Annotated in this window: 23 protein-coding genes; 21 read left to right on the top strand and 2 right to left on the bottom strand. The window is 58.4% G+C overall.

The window, feature by feature from the left end:
* Positions 1-177 precede the first annotated feature (177 nt).
* The 3 genes from RS75_RS13245 to RS75_RS13235 all read left to right on the top strand — a co-directional run bounded on the left by RS75_RS13245 (position 178) and on the right by RS75_RS13235 (position 2,766).
* Positions 178-1,542: a dicarboxylate/amino acid:cation symporter gene (locus RS75_RS13245; protein WP_045021125.1), complete on the top strand. Its 1,365-nt coding sequence runs from the start codon at positions 178-180 to the stop codon at positions 1,540-1,542.
* Positions 1,543-1,792: 250 nt separating this feature from the next.
* Positions 1,793-2,377 carry a demethoxyubiquinone hydroxylase family protein gene (locus RS75_RS13240; RefSeq protein WP_045021123.1) on the top strand — a complete coding sequence of 195 codons (585 nt, stop codon included), beginning with the start codon at positions 1,793-1,795 and terminating at the stop codon, positions 2,375-2,377.
* A gap of 116 nt (positions 2,378-2,493) precedes the next feature.
* On the top strand, positions 2,494-2,766 hold the full coding sequence (locus tag RS75_RS13235; RefSeq protein WP_045021120.1) for a hypothetical protein: 273 nt from the start codon (positions 2,494-2,496) through the stop codon (positions 2,764-2,766).
* On the opposite strand, the gene ppdK is transcribed toward RS75_RS13235, so the two are convergent.
* The gene (ppdK, locus tag RS75_RS13230; protein WP_045021118.1) at positions 2,744-5,470 is read right to left on the bottom strand and encodes a pyruvate, phosphate dikinase; all 2,727 of its coding nucleotides are present in this window, start codon (positions 5,468-5,470) and stop codon (positions 2,744-2,746) included. The two genes, RS75_RS13235 and ppdK, sit on opposite strands and share 23 nt — an antisense overlap.
* Positions 5,471-5,698: 228 nt before the next feature.
* Here ppdK and RS75_RS13225 point away from each other — a divergent pair, with 228 nt between their 5' ends.
* On the top strand, positions 5,699-6,676 hold the full coding sequence (locus RS75_RS13225; RefSeq protein ID WP_045021116.1) for a VOC family protein: 978 nt from the start codon (positions 5,699-5,701) through the stop codon (positions 6,674-6,676).
* 560 nt (positions 6,677-7,236) lie between these two features.
* Here the strand turns inward: RS75_RS13225 and RS75_RS13220 are convergent.
* Positions 7,237-7,959, bottom strand: a complete 723-nt coding sequence (locus tag RS75_RS13220) for an XRE family transcriptional regulator (RefSeq protein ID WP_200893636.1) — start codon at positions 7,957-7,959, stop codon at positions 7,237-7,239.
* Positions 7,960-8,092: 133 nt separating this feature from the next.
* On the opposite strand from RS75_RS13220, the gene RS75_RS13215 reads away from it, so the two are divergent.
* From RS75_RS13215 to RS75_RS13140, 17 genes are all read left to right on the top strand, one after another.
* Complete coding sequence (locus RS75_RS13215) at positions 8,093-8,392, top strand: helix-turn-helix domain-containing protein (protein WP_045021112.1); 300 nt, start codon at positions 8,093-8,095, stop codon at positions 8,390-8,392.
* Positions 8,377-8,652, top strand: a complete 276-nt coding sequence (locus tag RS75_RS13210) for a hypothetical protein (protein ID WP_152643134.1) — start codon at positions 8,377-8,379, stop codon at positions 8,650-8,652. The genes RS75_RS13215 and RS75_RS13210 overlap by 16 nt, the downstream gene beginning before the upstream one ends.
* A complete protein-coding gene (locus RS75_RS13205) occupies positions 8,649-9,293 on the top strand; it encodes a hypothetical protein (protein WP_045021109.1) in 645 nt (214 codons plus the stop codon). Before RS75_RS13210 ends, RS75_RS13205 begins: the two co-directional genes overlap by 4 nt.
* Before the next feature lie 118 nt (positions 9,294-9,411).
* Entirely contained in the window at positions 9,412-10,383 is a 972-nt protein-coding gene (locus RS75_RS13200; RefSeq protein WP_052679683.1) for a ParB/RepB/Spo0J family partition protein, read from the top strand.
* Positions 10,383-10,841, top strand: a complete 459-nt coding sequence (locus RS75_RS13195; RefSeq protein ID WP_045021105.1) for a hypothetical protein — start codon at positions 10,383-10,385, stop codon at positions 10,839-10,841. Before RS75_RS13200 ends, RS75_RS13195 begins: the two co-directional genes overlap by 1 nt.
* Positions 10,838-12,964 (top strand): Mu transposase C-terminal domain-containing protein, encoded by a 2,127-nt coding sequence (locus tag RS75_RS13190; RefSeq protein ID WP_045021104.1) that lies wholly within the window; start codon positions 10,838-10,840, stop codon positions 12,962-12,964. The genes RS75_RS13195 and RS75_RS13190 overlap by 4 nt, the downstream gene beginning before the upstream one ends.
* Before the next feature lie 31 nt (positions 12,965-12,995).
* Positions 12,996-13,763: an AAA family ATPase gene (locus tag RS75_RS13185; protein ID WP_045021102.1), complete on the top strand. Its 768-nt coding sequence runs from the start codon at positions 12,996-12,998 to the stop codon at positions 13,761-13,763.
* Positions 13,760-14,323: a hypothetical protein gene (locus RS75_RS13180; RefSeq protein ID WP_045021100.1), complete on the top strand. Its 564-nt coding sequence runs from the start codon at positions 13,760-13,762 to the stop codon at positions 14,321-14,323. Before RS75_RS13185 ends, RS75_RS13180 begins: the two co-directional genes overlap by 4 nt.
* A complete protein-coding gene (locus RS75_RS13175; protein WP_045021099.1) occupies positions 14,305-14,694 on the top strand; it encodes a hypothetical protein in 390 nt (129 codons plus the stop codon). Before RS75_RS13180 ends, RS75_RS13175 begins: the two co-directional genes overlap by 19 nt.
* A complete protein-coding gene (locus RS75_RS13170) occupies positions 14,684-14,890 on the top strand; it encodes a hypothetical protein (protein WP_045021097.1) in 207 nt (68 codons plus the stop codon). The genes RS75_RS13175 and RS75_RS13170 overlap by 11 nt, the downstream gene beginning before the upstream one ends.
* Before the next feature lie 13 nt (positions 14,891-14,903).
* Positions 14,904-15,179, top strand: coding sequence for a hypothetical protein (locus RS75_RS13165; RefSeq protein ID WP_045021094.1), 276 nt, complete (start codon positions 14,904-14,906; stop codon positions 15,177-15,179).
* Between the two features lie 17 nt (positions 15,180-15,196).
* Positions 15,197-15,733, top strand: coding sequence for a host-nuclease inhibitor Gam family protein (locus RS75_RS13160; RefSeq protein WP_045021093.1), 537 nt, complete (start codon positions 15,197-15,199; stop codon positions 15,731-15,733).
* 6 nt (positions 15,734-15,739) lie between these two features.
* Positions 15,740-16,255, top strand: coding sequence for a hypothetical protein (locus RS75_RS26280; protein ID WP_152643132.1), 516 nt, complete (start codon positions 15,740-15,742; stop codon positions 16,253-16,255).
* Entirely contained in the window at positions 16,252-16,551 is a 300-nt protein-coding gene (locus tag RS75_RS13155) for a hypothetical protein (RefSeq protein ID WP_045021091.1), read from the top strand. Before RS75_RS26280 ends, RS75_RS13155 begins: the two co-directional genes overlap by 4 nt.
* Positions 16,541-16,816: a hypothetical protein gene (locus RS75_RS13150; RefSeq protein WP_045021088.1), complete on the top strand. Its 276-nt coding sequence runs from the start codon at positions 16,541-16,543 to the stop codon at positions 16,814-16,816. Before RS75_RS13155 ends, RS75_RS13150 begins: the two co-directional genes overlap by 11 nt.
* Positions 16,813-17,205: a gp16 family protein gene (locus RS75_RS13145; protein WP_045021086.1), complete on the top strand. Its 393-nt coding sequence runs from the start codon at positions 16,813-16,815 to the stop codon at positions 17,203-17,205. Before RS75_RS13150 ends, RS75_RS13145 begins: the two co-directional genes overlap by 4 nt.
* Before the next feature lies 1 nt (position 17,206).
* On the top strand, positions 17,207-17,584 hold the full coding sequence (locus RS75_RS13140) for a helix-turn-helix domain-containing protein (protein ID WP_045021085.1): 378 nt from the start codon (positions 17,207-17,209) through the stop codon (positions 17,582-17,584).
* Positions 17,585-17,654: the final 70 nt, after the last annotated feature.

The raw sequence follows: 17,654 nt of genomic DNA, 5'->3' as shown, positions 1-17,654 counted from the left end.
GGGCGGAATATTTTTCCGAATTCCCTCCGCTTAAGAGAATAATGCACCGATAGTGCAACAAATACGCAAGCTCATCCCTTAATTCACAATGGATTTCGCATATTCTCGATCCTTCCTTCGAGAATGCGTGTAAAAAGTGCATCATCCTCGTTTTCTTGCATAAAAAAGAGACAAGTCATGTCACAGGCAACGACGCCCGCCCGCTCATCCGGGCCCAAACCCTTTTATCGCAATTTTGGCTTTCAGGTTCTGTTCGCCATGGTCATCGGCCTGCTGCTCGGGCTCATTGCGCGCAATATCGGCGCGGACGCCACAGGCGGCCAGAACTGGCTCTCGGTGACGTTGCAGACCATCGGCAGCATCTTCGTGCAGCTGTTGCGCGCGCTGGTGCCGCCGCTGATTTTTACCGCTATCGTCGCCTCCATCGCCAATCTCAAGAACCTCTCCAATGCGGCCAAGCTCGTCTGGCAGACGCTTCTGTGGTTCGCCATCACCGCGCTCATCGCCGTGGTCATCGGCATCGTGCTCGGCCTCGTCATTCAGCCGGGCGTCAACACGGCGATTGCCAATACGGCAGCGGCGGCACCCTCCTCCACGGGTTCGTGGCTGGACTTCCTCAAGGGTCTCGTCCCGGCCAACGTCTTCGGCCTCGAAGCCTCGACCAAAGTCACCAACGGTTCCGCCAGCACCTCGCTGAACTTCAACGTGTTGCAGCTGCTCGTGGTGTCGATTGCCTTCGGTGTCGCGGCACTTAAAGCGGGCAAGGCGGCAGAGCCGTTCCTCGCCTTCAACCAGTCGCTGCTTTCCATCGTGCGCAAGATCCTGTGGTGGGTCATCCGCCTTACCCCCATCGGCACCATCGGCCTGCTCGGCCGCGCGGTCGATCAATATGGCTGGACGACGCTTTCGCAGCTCGGCTGGTATGCGGCGGCCGTTTATATCGGTCTGGCGCTGGTTCTCTTCGTTGTCTATCCGGCCCTGCTTCTCGCTCATGGCCTGAAGCCGTCACGCTTCTTTGCGGGCGCATGGCCGGCCATCCAGCTCGCCTTCGTCTCGCGCTCCTCCATCGGCACCCTTCCCGTCACCGAGACCGTGACGGAAAAGAGCCTTGGCGTGCCGCGCGAATATGCCGCCTTCGCCGTGCCACTCGGCGCCACCACCAAGATGGACGGCTGCGCCGCCATCTATCCGGCGATCTCGGCGATCTTCATCGCGCAGTTCTTCCAGGTGCCGCTCGGCATCCAGGAATATGTGCTGATCGTCTTCGTCTCGGTGCTCGGCTCGGCCGCAACGGCGGGTCTCACGGGTGCCGTGGTGATGCTGACGCTGACGCTCTCCACGCTCGGCCTGCCGCTCGAAGGTGTGGGCCTGCTGCTCGCCATCGACCCTATCCTCGACATGGGCCGCACCGCGGTCAACGTCGCCGGTCAGGCGCTGGTGCCCACCATCGTCGCCAAGCGCGAAGGCATTCTGGATGAGGCCGTTTATAATAACGCCAAGGACATCGACGCGCTCGATGACCGGGAGGCGGTGGCGGCCTGAGTGAAGCAAGTGGCGGCTGCTACCTGTGCACCACTTTCTTGCTGCCACGATCAATGCCAGCGACGATTTCAATCATCTTAGCGATGTCACCATGAGAGCAGCCGCCAGCAATAAAGAGCTGAGCGGCTGCAATCGCGTCTGGCGTCATTATTGGAAGACCGTTGTGCAATTCATTTAGTTTTGTCAGAGACACTGGAAGCCAATCCAACCGGCAGGCCCGAACGGGAAAACACTCAGGTAAACGTTTCATATGTCCGATAGTGGCAAACACGATCCGGCTCTTACCGTTCGCCGCATTCTTAAAGTCAATCATGCAGGCGAGTTTGGCGCTATTCGCATCTACGGAGCACAGATCTGGATGGCCCGTCGATTGTTTCCGGACATCGTGCCCGCTCTTCATGAAATGCGGGAAGACGAAATCGATCATTGCCGCCAGTTCCGTGAAGCCATGCCATCCAGAAAAGCGAGGCCCTGTCGCGTAATGGCGTTCTGGAGCCTTGGAGGTTATCTGCTCGGCTTTTTGACCGCATTGGGCGGACGCAACATGGTCTGGATTTGCACCGAGGCCGTGGAAAGTACTGTTCACCGCCATCTGGAAGACCAATTGGCCTTCTTGCAAACGAGAGATACTGAGCTTCATCAGCTGATTGCCTCTATCCAGGAACAGGAACTGGCTCATCTGCGAGAGGCTGAGGAAAACCAGACGACGCGCGGCATGGGTCACAGGTTGCTGTTGCCGATTATCGGCTTTCTCACCGACCTGATGATCTGGCTCTCGACCTGGGGAGACTCAAGCTGGATGCGCGCCGAAATGGAGCGCCCCAAACAAGTCTGACAGCTCGCCCCGATGCAACTTTCCGCCCAGACGCGGCTTTTCCCGATCATGAAACAGGCGTATCAATCGCGGCGATAAAAGTGCCGTACGACTGTCATGTTCCAGGGAGAAACAAAATGCGCGTTTCCATCGTCTTAGGTTCGCTTGCCGCCCTCATGGCGCTTACCGCCTGCCAGACGCTGACGCCGGAAGAGCGCCGGGCGCGGGACGAGGCGACGTGCCGGGGGTATGGTTTCCGCACCGGCACGGACCAGATGGCCGGATGCCTGCTGGACCTCGATCTCGACCGCCGCGCCGACAACCGCGCCTGGCAGGCGCAGATGAACCGCGACATGTTCTACCGGCCGGTGGTGGTGGAGCGGCGGATCATCGTCCAACCAAACCCCTGACCGGAATGAAGGCAACATTGCTGGCGGTCTCACCCTGTCTGGCCTTTGCAGCAAGCGTCGCCTGAGCGGCGGCAAGCCGGGCGATGGGCACACGGAAGGGCGAACACGACACGTAGTCGAGATCCGCATCCTCGCAGAAATGGATCGAGGCCGGATCGCCGCCATGTTCGCCGCAGATGCCGAGCTTCAGTTCCGGCCGCGTCTGGCGACCGCGCTCGGCGGCAATGCGGATCAGTTCTCCCACGCCATCGAAATCCAGTGAAATGAACGGGTCGCGTTCGATGATGCCCTTGCGCTGATAGGTATTGATGAAACGCGCCGCGTCATCGCGGGAAATGCCGAAGGTCGTCTGCGTCAGGTCGTTGGTGCCGAAGGAGAAGAACTCCGCCGCTTCCGCAATGACATGGGCGCGCAGCGCCGCACGCGGCAGCTCGATCATGGTGCCGGTCAGATATTCGAGCGTCATGCCGGTCTCTTCCGCCACCTCGGCGGCCACCGTGTCGATGACGGCCTTGACGTAATCCAGCTCTGAGCGGAGGCCGACCAGCGGCACCATGATCTCAGGCACGACCGGCGCACCTGTCATGCGCGCTGCCGCAACGGCGGCCTCAAAAATGGCGCGGGCCTGCATTTCGGCGATTTCAGGATAGGAAATGGCCAGCCGGCAACCGCGATGGCCAAGCATGGGGTTGAATTCGTGCAGCGCATCCAGCCGCTGGCGGAACACCGTCTGCGGCATGCCCATGGCGGCGGCCACCTCGACGATTTCGCCATCGGTCTTCGGCAGGAATTCGTGCAGCGGCGGATCGAGCAGGCGGATCGTCACCGGCAGGCCGTGCATGATCTGGAACAGTTCGGTGAAATCCGAGCGCTGCATCGGCAAAAGCTGGTCGAGCGCGGCCCGCCGGCCCTTTTCGCTTTCGGCGAGAATCATCTCGCGCATCACATGAATGCGGTCGCCCTCGAAGAACATATGCTCGGTTCGGCACAGGCCGATACCCTCGGCACCGAAGGCGCGGGCGGCGCGCGCATCGGCAGGCGTATCGGCATTGGTGCGCACCGTCATGCGGCGCAGACCATCGGCCCATTGCATCAGCTTGCCGAAATCGCCTGACAGTTCCGGCTGCGTCATCGGCACCTCACCCTTCAGCACCCGGCCGGAAGAACCGTCGATGGTGATGACATCGCCGCGCTTGAGCATGCAGCCGACGCCGATCAGCACCTTGTTGCGCATATCGACGCGCATGGAACCCGCGCCGGTGACGCAAGGGATGCCCATGCCGCGCGCCACAACGGCGGCGTGGCTGGTCATGCCGCCGCGCGTGGTCAGAATGCCTTCGGCGGCATGCATGCCGTGAATATCTTCCGGGCTGGTTTCGATGCGGACCAGAATGACGCGGCGACCTTCCGCTTCGGCAGCGACCGCCTCTTCCGAGGTAAAGACAATCTCGCCGGTTGCCGCCCCCGGAGAGGCCGGCAGGCCGGAGCCGATGATGGGCCGGGAAACACCGGGGTCGATGGTCGGGTGCAGCAGCTGATCGAGCGACGACGGCTCAATGCGGCAGACGGCCTCCTCCTGCGAAATCAGTCCGGCCTCGACCATATCCACGGCGATCTTCATGGCGGCGCGCGTGGTGCGTTTGCCGGAACGGGTCTGCAGCATCCAGAGCTTGCCGCGCTCTATGGTGAATTCCAGATCCTGCATCTCGCGATAGTGGTTTTCCAGCCGCTTGCAGATCGCCAGGAACTCGGCAAAAGCCTCCGGCATCAGCTTTTCCATGGAGGGCTTGTCGGAACCGGAGATCAGACGCGCCGCCTCGGTGATGGATTGCGGCGTGCGGATGCCCGCCACCACGTCTTCCCCTTGAGCATTGACAAGGAATTCGCCGTAAAGCTCCGGCTCGCCGGTGGAGGGATTGCGGGTGAAGGCGACGCCGGTTGCCGATGACGAACCGAGATTGCCGAAGACCATGGCCTGGACGTTGACCGCCGTACCCCAGTCTCCCGGAATATTGTGCAGGTGCCGGTAGGTCACGGCGCGATGGTTCGTCCAGCTGGCGAAAACCGCGCCGATCGCACCCCAGAGCTGGACGTGACAATCCTGCGGGAAGGCTTCGCCCAGCTCGTCCTCGATCAGCTTTTTGTAAAGCGAGACGACGTGCTGCCATTCGACCGCCGACATATCGGTATCGTATTCATGGCCGAGGCGGCCTTTTTCGTCTTCGAGAATTTCCTCGAACAGCTCGTGGTCGAGGCCCATGACGACATCGGCATACATCTGAATGAAGCGGCGGTAGCTATCCCAGGCGAAACGGGCATCTCCCGCATCGTGACCCAGCGCCTCGACCGTGCGGTCGTTGAGGCCGAGATTGAGAACCGTGTCCATCATGCCCGGCATGGAGGCGCGCGCGCCTGATCGGACCGACAGCAGCAGCGGCGTCTGGCTGCCGCCGAATGTCTTGCCGGTCACGGTTTCCATGCCGCAGAGGCCCGCCATGACCTGAAGCTTCAGTTCCTCGGGAAGATCATGACCGTTTTTGTGATAAAGGGCGCAGGCATCGGCAATGATGGTGAGGCCGGGGGGCACGGGAAGGCCGAGACTCGCCATTTCGGCAAGGTTTGCACCCTTGCCGCCCAATATAGCAACGTCACCTGCCCGGCCTTCGGCAGCACCGTTGCCGAAGGTATAAACCCACTTTTTCATTGCACGCTCTCCACCCAGAAGCGTTGTCATTTTTCTATCATCTACAGCATTGGCAGCATGTTGGAAACGCCGCAACGTGCAGTTTACATCGCAGTGCAGCATAATTGCGGCGAATTGCGCGCCAGAATTGCCGCAAAAGCAAAATAACAGCGTTGCTGACGCATTCGTGTAGTGCGGAGAAACGGAGTGTTCCCTAAGCCAGTCACATCGCCTAAAAAGAGATTATTCATGCAATTTACTCGCCGCCACACGTTGAAATTTGCCGGAATTTCTTGCGCCGCCACCGCTCTTGCCGGTGCGCTGAAAGCCGAGGGCGCCACAGCCGCCGCAAATGCCGACGCCGCCCTCCCCTTTGCGCTGACGACGCCGATGCATATCGGTCAGGCGGCGCTTCGGGTGCGCGATCTCGATCCGATGATCGACTATTACCGTTCCGTACTGGGGCTGAACGAGGTGGAGCGCACATCGCGCGGCGTGACGCTCGGCGTCGGCACCGTGCCGCTGCTCGATCTCGACCACAAGCCGGCGGCGGATTACGAAAGCCCCACCTCCGCCGGCCTGTTCCACATCGCCTACCTGATGCCCACACGCAAGGATCTGGCGCGATGGCTGGTGCATGCGGCGCTCAGGCAGGTGCCGCTGTCGGGCTTTGCCGACCACAATGTCAGCGAAGCGATCTATCTCAACGATCCCGAAGGCAACGGCATCGAGGTTTACAGCGACCGGCCAAGGGACACATGGGTCTGGAACGGCAGCGTGGTGAAAATGGGCACCGAACAGCTCGACGTCGATGATCTCGTGGCGCTGACCGATACCAAAAGAAGCGACTACACAACGGCCCCGCCGATGATGCGCATCGGGCATGTTCACCTGAGGGTCGGCGAGATTGCCGCCGCCCGTGCGTTTTATGAGGAGGCTATCGGCTTGCAGCCGACGCAGGACGCCCGCACGGATGCGTCTTTCCTGTCTTCCGGCGGATATCATCACCATCTGGCGGTCAATACGTGGAACAGCCGGGGGGCCAAGCAGCGCAACGCCACAGAAACCGGTCTCGACTGGTTTTCGCTTACCGTCCGAAACCCCGCCGACCTTGAAGCGCAAAAGACGAGGCTGCGGGCGGCCGGTTACGTGCTGGTGGAAATGGAAAACAGGGTCGTGGAAGCGATCGATCCTTGGGGGACAAGGCTGCGGCTGGTGCCGGAGTGAGTGGGCGGCAGTTTGAGGCGGAGTGTCTGCCGTGAGGCGATATTTGCACCACTTCATCTGAGTGCAGCAAATGTAGGGGGGTGTTACCTTCTGGACACGAGCTATCCGGCAGACCAAACCCGCAACTGCCTACGAAATAAGGGAAATCGGGCGCTGTGCCTCTAACGGCTTTGGGCAGTCCGATGAAAGTCGCCTATCAAAAGTTGCGATAAACCGCGCATCCTTCTGGACAGATTCGCGCATTCTTCTCGCATTGTTCTGCCAACGGTGCTGACAAGAACAACATTCTGAAAAGAAAAGAGAAAATTGAGCGGGTAAAGCAGCCGGTACGGAAATAGCCGGAGATTGCGGCTTTAAGCAAACGCGACGACGCAATACGCAGGCCGTCGCAAGGTGGGAAGAAACTGCCCACCTACTCCAAAAACTGCCCACCTTGATCACGCTACTGATTTTGCTTGGAAAAATGCCAACGGCCTCTGACTTCGGTTAAAGTCGAGGTGGGAAGTCTCAAAACGGCCTTTGCGCCGTTAGAAATTTGGATTTTAGCTTTAGAGCTATCGTTACGGTGCGCGACAAAAATAAACGACGCGACCGATTATTGTGAGCTGATCAATTCTGTCGGCTCCTATTGTTTCGACCGGGTAGATCGGGTTGTCAGAAACCAACTCAATCGTGCCGTCCAGCCGCCGCCGCACTCTTTTAACAAGCAGATCGCCGCCGACATCCACGACACTAATCCAGCCGTTTACCACTTCTGTTTGACTGTGATCGACCACGATTAGCGCGCCGTCCGGTATCGTTGGCGTCATACTGTCGCCTCGTGCGCCTATGATTTTACACCACTCCGGTATCGCACCAAGATTTCGCAGGAAAGAGCGCTCAAACGATACTACCGTCCTCACCTCTGCGTGCATCGGCGCGATAGCACCGGGGCCAGCCGAAGCATGGATATCAAGGAAGGGAAGTGCGATAAAATCAGCACCATTTAGGGCTGATGAAGACGGCCCGGCCATTTGCGTGGGTGGGTTTTCCGTCACGCGCGGAGGAGGCGAAGTTTGACCGGAAATCAGTTCATCGACTGTCAGACCTAGTGATCGACAGATACGAACAACATTAGAGAGCGATGCCGCGCTCGACATAGCCACGTACTTATTAATCGTACCGACGGGAATTCCAGTTTTGGAAGCCATAGTGGCGGGGCCGCCCCCCACTCTTATGGCTTCTTTCACGCGTTCGCGGAAACCTAACGGCTCTTTATCATCCATATTTGGATCAAATTCCAAATGTGGGATTGCGACTCATCCACATTTGGAATACTCCTGTTTGTGCGCCGCGCTGTTGCGGGGCGCTGATGCGTTTCAAACACCAACAAAAAGCGGATGCGCCAACATCCGCTTTCAGTCGCAGGAGTTCCTAATGTCCAAACCCAAAAAGTGGACCAAGCCTGAGATCAAGAAGCAGCTCGAAGAGCGTGGTATGACGCTCACCGGTCTGGCTGAAATCAATGGCCTAAACCCCAACACCTTCCGGGCCGTATGGTCCCGAACCGTGCGCCCTGCTGAAAGGGCGCTTGCTGATTTCCTCGGCGCGAAAGTCGAAGAACTCTTCCCGGATCGGTATCCCATTCGGAAAACCCGCATTCTTGATAGCGCGAAATACCCATCGTTAGAAAGTCAAAACTCTAACGCGGCTGTTGACAAGTGGGTGGCCGCATGAGGACGGATTTGTCAAACCCTCCAGCCGCCGCTGACATCGTCGATGCAGAAATTCGTAACGCCATTGAGGGCTTTGCTTCCGAACTGGAGCTTGCAGATCGCGCAGAGGCCGCTGCGAACGATTGGTACGAAGAAACCTATCGCAACATTGAGGCCGGTCATGATGTCCATTTCCGTGCAGGACAGATCGCGGCATTTGTTTCCGGCAGCCTATCAATGGCCCGCGATCTCGGCCACCTGCCGGAAGGCGGTGCAGCATGAGAGAAGTCATACCCTTCTTCCACGACTTGCCAGCAATCGCCATCACGCCGGCCGCTCGTCTTTGGGATGAAGCGCAGTCCGTCAGCTATAACGGCCAGACGGCCTATCAGGACTTCGCGCAGGACTTGCGTCTACTCCATGTCGATCCGCCACCGCGCTCGATTGTGAGGCGCTGGATCGCTGGTGTTCAGGTGCACCTTATCCCTCGCCCAGGTGGAGAACAGAAGCCACCGTATCAGCCTCTGGAAAAACCTGCGGGCGAACGTCAGGCTCGCCGTGTGACCGCGCAGGAAAAGCTTGCCGCTGCGCTGCCGGAATTTCCGGTGACGCCAGTGCCGTCGAAGGGCGCGAAGCTGCAAATCGCCGCAGTCGATGCGATCCTTCCGTCTTCAGATGGAGTTACCTTTCAGCGCCCGCTAGTCGCCGCCGAAATCGATCCAGAGACACGCCGCATCAACGTGCTTGGCATTGTTGCCGAACCCGGCCGCGCTGGCGCGTCCAATGATTTCGAAGCGTTTGCAGCAAAACTGTTCGATGCAACGCTTGCCGAAATCAAACGCGATGCCGAGGCCAAGGCGGCAAAGCTGGTTGCCAGCCGCTTGCGTGAAATCGCGGACAGGTACGACGCTTCCGCTGCCTGATCTCCCTTCTTTCATCGCGCCGATCCGGTTCTTGCGTCCGTCGCGATCCAGCGGAGCCGCCGTACCGCCTCCAGCAGGCGGCTCCGCATCGAAAATCCCGATATCTCAGGTTCGAAAAATGCCAAAACCAAAGATGACAGAACTTGCTGAACCGTCGAAGCCGGAAGTGGTTCAAGCTCCCCTTACATGGATTGATATTCCCGAAGATCGTGCCCGCCATTTCGATCCCGAGGAGGCTGTCGCACTATCAGCAATAATCGCCACCACCGGGCTGCAACATCCAATACGCGTCCGCGCTGTCGGAAATCGCTATCGCCTGATCGCTGGACGCAAGCGGCTTGAGGCTGTGCGTTTGCTGGGTTGGAATAGCATTCCCCTTACCATCTCGCTTGCCTCGTCCGACGATGATGCGCGGCTTGAAGAGGTCATGGAGAACCTTGGCCGTATCGAGTTGAACAAGCTCGACCGTTGCCAGCATCTTTTTGAGTTGAAGCAGGTTTATGAGCGCCTCTATCCAGAAGCAAAACATGGTGGGGATCGTAAGTCAGAAATCAAAACGCAAAAATTGCGTTTTGATCCGGCCAGCGAGGAAGTTCTCGGTTTTTCCGCTGTAACAGCCGAGAAAATCGGCATGTCGCGCCGTTCAATCGAACTCGCCGTTAAAATCTGGATGGACCTTTCTGACGCCTCGCGCGGCCGTTGCGCCGGAACATGGCTGGCTGACCATCAGGCCGGGTTGAAGCAGCTCGCAGAGCAGTCCCATGGAGATCAGGCCAAGGTGCTTGATATCCTTTTCGCACAAACGCCGAAGGCAACGAATGTGCCCGACGCCCTTGCGATCATCGCCAACGGCCGTGTGCTGACCCATACGGAGCGTAAAGTCGCGGCAGTAACCAAAACGCTCAAATCACTGCCGGGCGCCAACGATATCGTTGCCGCGCAAGTCGATGCCCGCCTCGCGGAATTGCAGAAAAGCATTGCCACAATGAGCAAGTTCATAGCCGGTCTGAAAGACGATGAACTGGATGATGTCATCATCGAGCATGAAGATCGCATTATCGCGTCCCTCCAGCGCCGGGGCCGTATCTGATGAAGAAGCGCCGCGACACACTTACCCTTGATATCTTCCGCGACTACACGCCGGTCGAAGTCGCGGCGCGGATCGATCCCGAAGTATCGAAAGGTGGCACGCTCGACGTCAAGATCGCCCGTGTTCTCGCTCACGCCATGCTGAAATCCGACATGTCTCGCGCCCAAATCGCTGATGCCATGTCAGAGCATCTCGGCCAGCGCGTGACCGAAAACATGCTGGATTGCTATGCGTCGCCAGCCCGTCGCGACCACAAGATTACGCTAGAGCGCTTTATCGCGCTTCTCGAAGTGACAGATTGCTACGAGTTGCTGGCCTTTGTCTGCGATTTCGCGGGCTTTGTTGCAGTGCCGGAGCGTTACGCCGACATCATCGAAATCTGGCGCGAGGACCGCGAGATCGAAGAGCGCACCCGTCGCCGCGATGCCCTTGCTGGTCGTGTCAGGGGGCTGAAATGAGCTATTACTCCGCACAGGAAATTGCCGCCGCCGGTGTCCGTCTCAAGCTTAAAGCCATGCCACACAGCAAGCGCGGTGTGCAGGACCGTATTAACGACGAAGGTTGGGCGGCGAGCCCTCTTTGCCGGAAACGCGAAGGTAGTGAAGGCGGCGGCGGTTACGAATACCATATCTCCCTGTTGCCGGAAGCTTTGCAGGCCGCATTGCACGGCGAGCGTAACCGTGAACTGGTGCTGGTCAGTCAGCAGGCCAAGAAAACGCAGGAGATTGCACGTCGGGAAAAGCTTTCGACGGCAAACCTGTCGGCCCGCCAGCGCGACGTGATGAATGCGCGCTCTGCCGTGTTGTCTGCCATTGATATGCACCAGATTTCTAACGGCATGTCGCAGCGGCAGGCCATCCAGTCGTTTCTTGCCGATCCGGCAGCAGTCGAAATCTCCGAAACCATTCTGCGCGTTGCCAATGACCGTGCCAACAAGGCCAGCGTTAGCCGTGCCACGCTTTACGACTGGTTCAAGCTGCGCGACACCGTTGGCGTCGGCGCGCTGGCACCTTTGCCGACCAAGGAAAAGCAGGACGTTCCGTCATGGTTCTGGCAATTCCTGCGTTTTTACGCGCAGCCGCAAAAGCCATGCCTGACCGATGCGCTGGCACAGTTCAAGAAGGGGTTGCCTGCGCACATCATGCCGCCGAATTACGATCAGGTCCGCCGCCTCATGGCGCGGCTTGGTAATGTCGAGAAGCATCGTGGCCGTGAAGGCTCCCTGACCCTGAAAAGCCGCATGGCGTACACCTTGCGCTCGACAGACGATCTGCTGCCGGGCTGCGTTTACACCGCTGACGGCAAGACATTCGACGCCGAAGTAGCACACCCGATCCACGGCCAACCTTTCCGGCCTGAAATCACCAGCATCGTTGATGTCGCCACGCGCCGTTGCGTCGGCTTCTCCTTTGGTCTGGCAGAAAACACTATCGGCGTTGTCGATGCCCTTCGTCATGCCTGCGAGCAGAACGGCATTCCTGCAATCTTCTATGTGGACCGTGGACCGGGCTTCAAGAATGACGTGCTGGACAATCAGTTGACCGGCGTTACCGAACGCCTCGGCGTCACAAAGCTGCATTCGTTGCCGCAGAATTCGCAGGCGCGCGGCATCATCGAGCGTTTCAACGGTTTGGTTTGGAACCCACTGTCGAAGGAATATGCGACCTACATCGGCGAAGACATGGACCGTCAGGCCCGTCAGAAGTCCTTCAAGGAAACACGTAAGGATATCAGAGAATTCGGTGCATCCAGTCGTCTGCCTTCGTGGCAGGATTTTCTAACGGCATGCGTGAACGCCGTCGCCTCCTATAACGCCAAGCCTCATTCTTCGCTGCCGGGCAAAATGTCGCCCGATCAGTATTGGGAATATCACGTTTCCACCGGCTTCGAGATCGTGCCTGTTCTGGAGCATGAAAAGAACGACCTGTTCCGTCCGTATGTGAAGCGCCGCACCCGCCGCTCGATGATCGAATGGTTGACCAACAGCTATTTCAATCTGGCGCTGGAAGAATTCCACGGCGAAGACGTGCTGGTTGGCTACGATATTCACGACGCCAGCAAGGTCTGGGTTCGTGAGATCGACCGGAGATCGGGCGAAGAACTCATGGGCCGCCTGATCTGCGTGGCGATCTTTGCGGGTAATGAGGAGCGATACATTCCGCTCACCATGGAACGCGCTGCCATCGAAAAGCGCGCCAATGCCCGTGCGCGCCGCCTCAACGATCATCTTGCAGAAGTCGAAGCCGAGTTGTCACCCGGCGTATTCATCGACGCCTCAATCCAAACCTTCATGCCGATCATCGACCATGAGCCAGCGCCGGTGCCAGCCGGTCCGGTGCTCATCACCAGTGACGGCGAAACCGTTCCAGCAGCCACCGGAGCTGCTGAAACCACCCGCAGGCAGACCTTTGCAACAGACGAGGCACTTGCGGCTTGGGCGTTAGAAAATCCGGAAAAACTGTCGGTCAATCAGGTGGGTGTTTTGCGTCGATGCCTCCAGAGGCAAACCACGATTGACCTGTTTCGAATGTCCGGCATCGACGTGGATCAGCTCCTACACATCATCCGCGCCGCTGCCTGACACCCATCATTCACACGAGGAAGAACTACGCATGAAAAACGTATTTGTCGAGACCAGCAACGTAAAACGCCTTCTTTCAGCGCTCGCCGCGCTTGAGGATCGCGGGGCGCAGGAGGCGTGCCTTGCCGTTGTCGATGGTGTTCCCGGCTTGGGAAAGACCACGACCCTGAAACATTGGGTGGCGAAAACCGGCTGGATTTACCTGCGCGCCAAACAGGAATGGAAACCGGCGTGGTTCATGAACGAGCTTCTGGAAAGCCTGCCAGTCCGCCCGCCGCACAGCATCGAAAAGAAGTATGAAACGATCCTGCGCGAACTTGGCAGCCGCCATACTGCCGCGCAGATGGCCCGCCGCAGCTTCGGCATCGTGATTGACGAAGCCGACCACATTTCCAGCAAGGCGTCTCTGCTGGAAACGGTTCGGGATATCTCCGACATGCTGGAGCTGCCGGTGATCCTCGTCGGAATGGGCAAGGTCAACGACAATATTTCCCGGTTCCCGCAGATTTCGAGCCGTATCAGCCAGCGCGTCAGCTTCCAGAAGGCCACCCGCGACGATGTGGCGATGCTCATCGACCAGAAATGCGAAGTCAAAGTCGCGGATTGCCTTGTCGATTTCGTGCTCAAGGTTTCGCAGGGGTATAATCGGGAAGTTCTGGAAGCCATCGCCAATATCGAGCGTTTCGGCATGCGTATCGATCCCGGTCCGCAGGGCATCACCATGGCCGACATGGGCGGACAGACGGTTTTGAATGACCGCCGTACCAATAAGCCAATCTTGGTGCCGGAGTTGGCATGATGCAGGATAAATCGACGCTGCATTTTGATCGCATCTTCAATCATCTTCCCCCAAGCGCCTGCCTGACTGTTGAGGTCTTGGAAGAGGTCGCGGGCTTGTCCCGGTCGCAGATTTTCCGTGTCTTGGGAAAGATGGTGACGGCTGGCCTCATCCAGCGGCGCAAGGTTGGTTGCTACCAGCTGACCATTGCGGGGCTGAAGGCTAAACGTACCGGCGTCGTCCAGACGCCGGTACAGCCGACGCGCGCCCCCACGCTGCCAGCCGACAGCTTCCGTCAGCGCCTTTGGTCCGTCATGCGGATGTCCGGGGCTTTTGTGGCGGCGGAGCTTGTCATGGCAGCGAACTGGCCCTTGAAGCGGCCGGAAGTGGAAGCCGGAAAGTATCTGCGCGCCCTTAAGCGGGCCGGATACCTCATCGAATTGCCGAACGGCGCAAGGGGCCAGATACGCTATCGGCTCATCCGCAATTCGGGACAGCTTGCCCCTCTCGTCAGCAGCGTCGATGGCACTGTCTACGACCCCAACACCAGAGAGGCCGCGCCATGCGCCAAGCAAGCCTGATGCCTCTTGTCGATCCCACCTGGCTAAATGTCCTTCGTGCTGAAGCTGCCAAGCCCAAGCGAAGCAAAAAGGATATCGGTGACGAGCTAGGCGTTTCTCGCACCGCGATATCGCTGCTCTGCGCCGGGAAATACAGCGCAGGCATGAACAAGGTGCAGGCTCGGATCGCTCATAAGGTCATGGCGCTCTACGGGCAACAGGTTTGGTGCCCGCATGTTCGTGACGCCATTGCCCCCGGCACCTGCAAAAGCCATCGCGAAGCGCCGATGGCGAAGAGCGATCCCGCCAAACTGAAACAGTGGCTGGCATGCAGATCGTGCCCGCAGAACCCCGAAAACCAGAAAGAACCGGAGGTCAGGGATGTTGTCTGATGCCGCCGTGCAGCTGCGGGACCGTTTGTTGCCGCTCGTTAACGGGCTGGATGCCCCGGAGCTTTTTCTAACGCTTCGCCTCATCGAAATGGAGGCGAAGCACATGGAAATGACCATCGAATATCTGACCGGCCGCCCTCATGTGCCGCTCAACGGTCAGCTTTTGTCCTCTGTCGCCCTTGCCTCCGACCACTGAAAGGAACCCAAAGATGCTGAAGCTCTCGGCTCTCCTGTCACTCCTGCGAATTCACCTGAAGGCCCACGAGACCGGTGGCGCGTCGTTGCCGCCTGAAGCCGCCGGAACCGTCGCGAACCTTCTTTCGTCCTGCGAGGCCTACGCGAAAGACATGGAGGCGGCGCTCCACTCGGTGACCGCCGCGCCGGTCGATCTGCGCCCGCTGTTTGCGGAGAATGTTGTCTCCCTGTCCGCCTTCATCCGCGCCCGCAAGACCACCCCTCCCAACAATCCCAACGAAACCGCCTGATACAAGGAAACACCGGAATGAAATCTGCAAAGAAAAGCAAGCCCATGGCCATCTCCCGCGTGCCGCAGAGCCGTCATGACGCAATTTGGGCTGTCGGTCGCATCGGCACCCTTCGCCGCGCCATTCACGCGCAGAAGGCAAAGGCTGAAGAAGCTATCAGGCTTATCGGTGAGAGGTTCGAAACTGATACCGCCATGATGGCCGAAGAGCTGGCGGAGCATGAGCGCGGTGTGCAGGCATGGTGCGAAGCCAATCGCATGATCCTCACCAATAACGACAAGGTGAAATTCCATGACTTCGGTACGGGCAGCGTCCGGTGGCGCTCACTTCCCGCCAGCGTTTCGATCCGTGGTGCTGAAGCTGTCCTTGAAGCCCTGAAGGCTCTCGGCCTGAAAGCTTTCATCCGCGAAAAAGAAGAAATCAACAAGGAAGCCATGCTGAACGATCCGGACACGGCGCGCAACGTCGCGGGCGTCACGATCAAATCGGAGGGCGAGGTTTTCGCAATCGAACCCGTCGAACTTGAAATTTCAACGGTTCAGGCGGCGGGGTGAAAGACCATGATCGCAACCAGTTCAGCTTACTTGGCGCGTCCAACCTGCCGCTTTAGGAGTAATTCCCAAGGAGGACTCGGGGGTTGGCAGCACAGCGTTACTCACCCTCACAAGCCTTCCATTTCGTGTGACGTAAAAAAGGATGGCCAGACACACCGACCCGGCAAACCAGACTCCAAAAATGATCAGAGGGATCATTATTGCATCGCTCGGTTTTGCGCTTTTACTCGCGTCACCAATCGCGGAAATCCCGATCAATACGATGGCTACACAGAAAACCGCGTAAAAGATGCGCAAGAGGGTGCCAATAATTCCAGGTTGGTTGGTCTGAAGAATGTTTCCGCAGTGGACGCAATCCATTGCGGAACTCGAAACCTTGCCATTGCAATCGCTACATACAAAAAGGGTCAAATCAGCCTCCAAAAGATAACTCTCTGGTTGTTTTTTATCTGCCTCACTGGTTTTCGCAATATCACGATCTTCGATGATGCTGCGGGGGAACTGTTCGGCGGTGCGGCATGACGTTTATCGCCCTCACGCGACTGGAACGCAAAACGCTGGAGCGACTTTCCGGGCTGCACGGAAAATATCCGAAAACGGATAGCTTTCTGGCCGGATCGCTTGGGCCGTCTTGCGCGGCGGCTTGCCGACGCATGGAACCGACCGGCTATGTCCGCATAGACCGCATTGCCGAAAACGGCTTTCGCTATGCCTTGACCGATGCAGGCCGGGACCGTGTGGCAGGAGCGAATGTTTCGCGACAGCAACCGGTCGCTGCGCGGTCATCCACGGAAATGGGAGATGCGAATGAGTTCTGATCGCACTCTCCAATCGTCCTTCGCACAGGGGTATGCACTTTGCAGCCCCGAAGGAACGCTGTTGCCGCATAGTTTCCGCCGCACGAAAGCGGAGGCGATAGCCTCCGTTTTCACCGACGCTGAAAGCCGTGATGCCCGTTGGGCTGCTGCCGAACAGCAGGGCATGACGATTGAATTCGTCTATGCCCGTGTATTTACGCCGGTGTTTTTCGCGAAGGCGGTCTTGGCCGCGATGGCGGAAGCGGAAATGGCAGGTGCGGCATGAACACGATGGCCGTTATCAACATCGCCCGTCAGCAACTCGGTATGGAAGAAACCGATTATCGCGCCTTGCTGCTTCGTGTCGGGAAATCCGATTCCCTGCGCAGCATGACGGAGGGCCAGCGCCTTGCCGTTGTCGATGAACTGAAGCGGCTGGGCTTCAAGGTCAAGCCGACATCGAAGAAACTGCCACTGGCGTCCAAGCCATATATCAGGCTTGTCCATGCGCTCTGGAAATCTTGCCATCGCAAAGGCGTCATCGAGGACGGTTCCCGGCAGGCGCTGCGCACCTTCGTCAAGAAGCGCTCCGGCGTGGACGATCCCGATTTTCTAACGTTCGATCAGGCCAATCCGATTATTGATGCCCTGAAAGCCATGGAGGCCCGTGGCTGACATGGCTATTTCGTCCGTCAAAAACCTGCCCGAAAGTCTTCAAGACGTTGCCGAAACCGTTGGTATCGGTGTCGCCCTGAAGCTGATTGCGCATTTTGGCGGAACCGAAATCAAGTTTCCGAAGAAACCGGCTGACGATCATCCTATCCTTATCGCTCTTGGCAAAGAGGATGGAAAAGCTGTATGTCAACTTCTGGCCGGTGATTTCATTTACATTCCGCACGGTCGTCCGCGCAGATCGGTGCGCGCAGACGTGCTGGAGCTGGAACGCCAAGGCAAGAACCGCGCTGCCATCGCCCGTATGTTGGGCATTTCGCAGCGGTGGGTTCGCGAGGTCGCGAACGAAAATCCCCCTGAAGAACCGGACCTGTTTTCCTAACGACCGGAACTGTCTTCCTCACTTTCTGATTCCGCCAAGATCATAGGTTGCCTCGACTGACAGGGGATGC

The organism is Rhizobium nepotum 39/7 (assembly GCF_000949865.1).
Taxonomy (GTDB): Bacteria; Pseudomonadota; Alphaproteobacteria; order Rhizobiales; family Rhizobiaceae; genus Agrobacterium; species Agrobacterium nepotum.
Note: the sequence above shows the minus strand (reverse complement) of the source record. Positions and strands in the feature narration are given on the sequence as shown.

Excerpts from the sequence above, each read along its gene's own strand:
- RS75_RS13190 (WP_045021104.1), top strand. The coding sequence starts at position 10,838 with ATGAGCTATTACTCCGCACAGGAAATTGCCGCCGCCGGTGTCCGTCTC.
- RS75_RS13160 (WP_045021093.1), top strand. The coding sequence starts at position 15,197 with ATGAAATCTGCAAAGAAAAGCAAGCCCATGGCCATCTCCCGCGTGCCG.
- RS75_RS13245 (WP_045021125.1), top strand. The coding sequence starts at position 178 with ATGTCACAGGCAACGACGCCCGCCCGCTCATCCGGGCCCAAACCCTTT.
- RS75_RS13225 (WP_045021116.1), top strand. The coding sequence starts at position 5,699 with ATGCAATTTACTCGCCGCCACACGTTGAAATTTGCCGGAATTTCTTGC.
- RS75_RS13180 (WP_045021100.1), top strand. The coding sequence starts at position 13,760 with ATGATGCAGGATAAATCGACGCTGCATTTTGATCGCATCTTCAATCAT.
- RS75_RS13145 (WP_045021086.1), top strand. The coding sequence starts at position 16,813 with ATGAACACGATGGCCGTTATCAACATCGCCCGTCAGCAACTCGGTATG.
- RS75_RS26280 (WP_152643132.1), top strand. The coding sequence starts at position 15,740 with ATGATCGCAACCAGTTCAGCTTACTTGGCGCGTCCAACCTGCCGCTTT.
- RS75_RS13240 (WP_045021123.1), top strand. The coding sequence starts at position 1,793 with ATGTCCGATAGTGGCAAACACGATCCGGCTCTTACCGTTCGCCGCATT.
- RS75_RS13235 (WP_045021120.1), top strand. The coding sequence starts at position 2,494 with ATGCGCGTTTCCATCGTCTTAGGTTCGCTTGCCGCCCTCATGGCGCTT.
- RS75_RS13175 (WP_045021099.1), top strand. The coding sequence starts at position 14,305 with ATGCGCCAAGCAAGCCTGATGCCTCTTGTCGATCCCACCTGGCTAAAT.
- RS75_RS13205 (WP_045021109.1), top strand. The coding sequence starts at position 8,649 with ATGAGAGAAGTCATACCCTTCTTCCACGACTTGCCAGCAATCGCCATC.
- RS75_RS13150 (WP_045021088.1), top strand. The coding sequence starts at position 16,541 with ATGAGTTCTGATCGCACTCTCCAATCGTCCTTCGCACAGGGGTATGCA.
- RS75_RS13200 (WP_052679683.1), top strand. The coding sequence starts at position 9,412 with ATGCCAAAACCAAAGATGACAGAACTTGCTGAACCGTCGAAGCCGGAA.
- RS75_RS13140 (WP_045021085.1), top strand. The coding sequence starts at position 17,207 with ATGGCTATTTCGTCCGTCAAAAACCTGCCCGAAAGTCTTCAAGACGTT.
- RS75_RS13195 (WP_045021105.1), top strand. The coding sequence starts at position 10,383 with ATGAAGAAGCGCCGCGACACACTTACCCTTGATATCTTCCGCGACTAC.
- RS75_RS13185 (WP_045021102.1), top strand. The coding sequence starts at position 12,996 with ATGAAAAACGTATTTGTCGAGACCAGCAACGTAAAACGCCTTCTTTCA.
- RS75_RS13215 (WP_045021112.1), top strand. The coding sequence starts at position 8,093 with ATGTCCAAACCCAAAAAGTGGACCAAGCCTGAGATCAAGAAGCAGCTC.
- RS75_RS13165 (WP_045021094.1), top strand. The coding sequence starts at position 14,904 with ATGCTGAAGCTCTCGGCTCTCCTGTCACTCCTGCGAATTCACCTGAAG.
- ppdK (WP_045021118.1), bottom strand. The coding sequence starts at position 5,470 with ATGAAAAAGTGGGTTTATACCTTCGGCAACGGTGCTGCCGAAGGCCGG.
- RS75_RS13170 (WP_045021097.1), top strand. The coding sequence starts at position 14,684 with ATGTTGTCTGATGCCGCCGTGCAGCTGCGGGACCGTTTGTTGCCGCTC.
- RS75_RS13155 (WP_045021091.1), top strand. The coding sequence starts at position 16,252 with ATGACGTTTATCGCCCTCACGCGACTGGAACGCAAAACGCTGGAGCGA.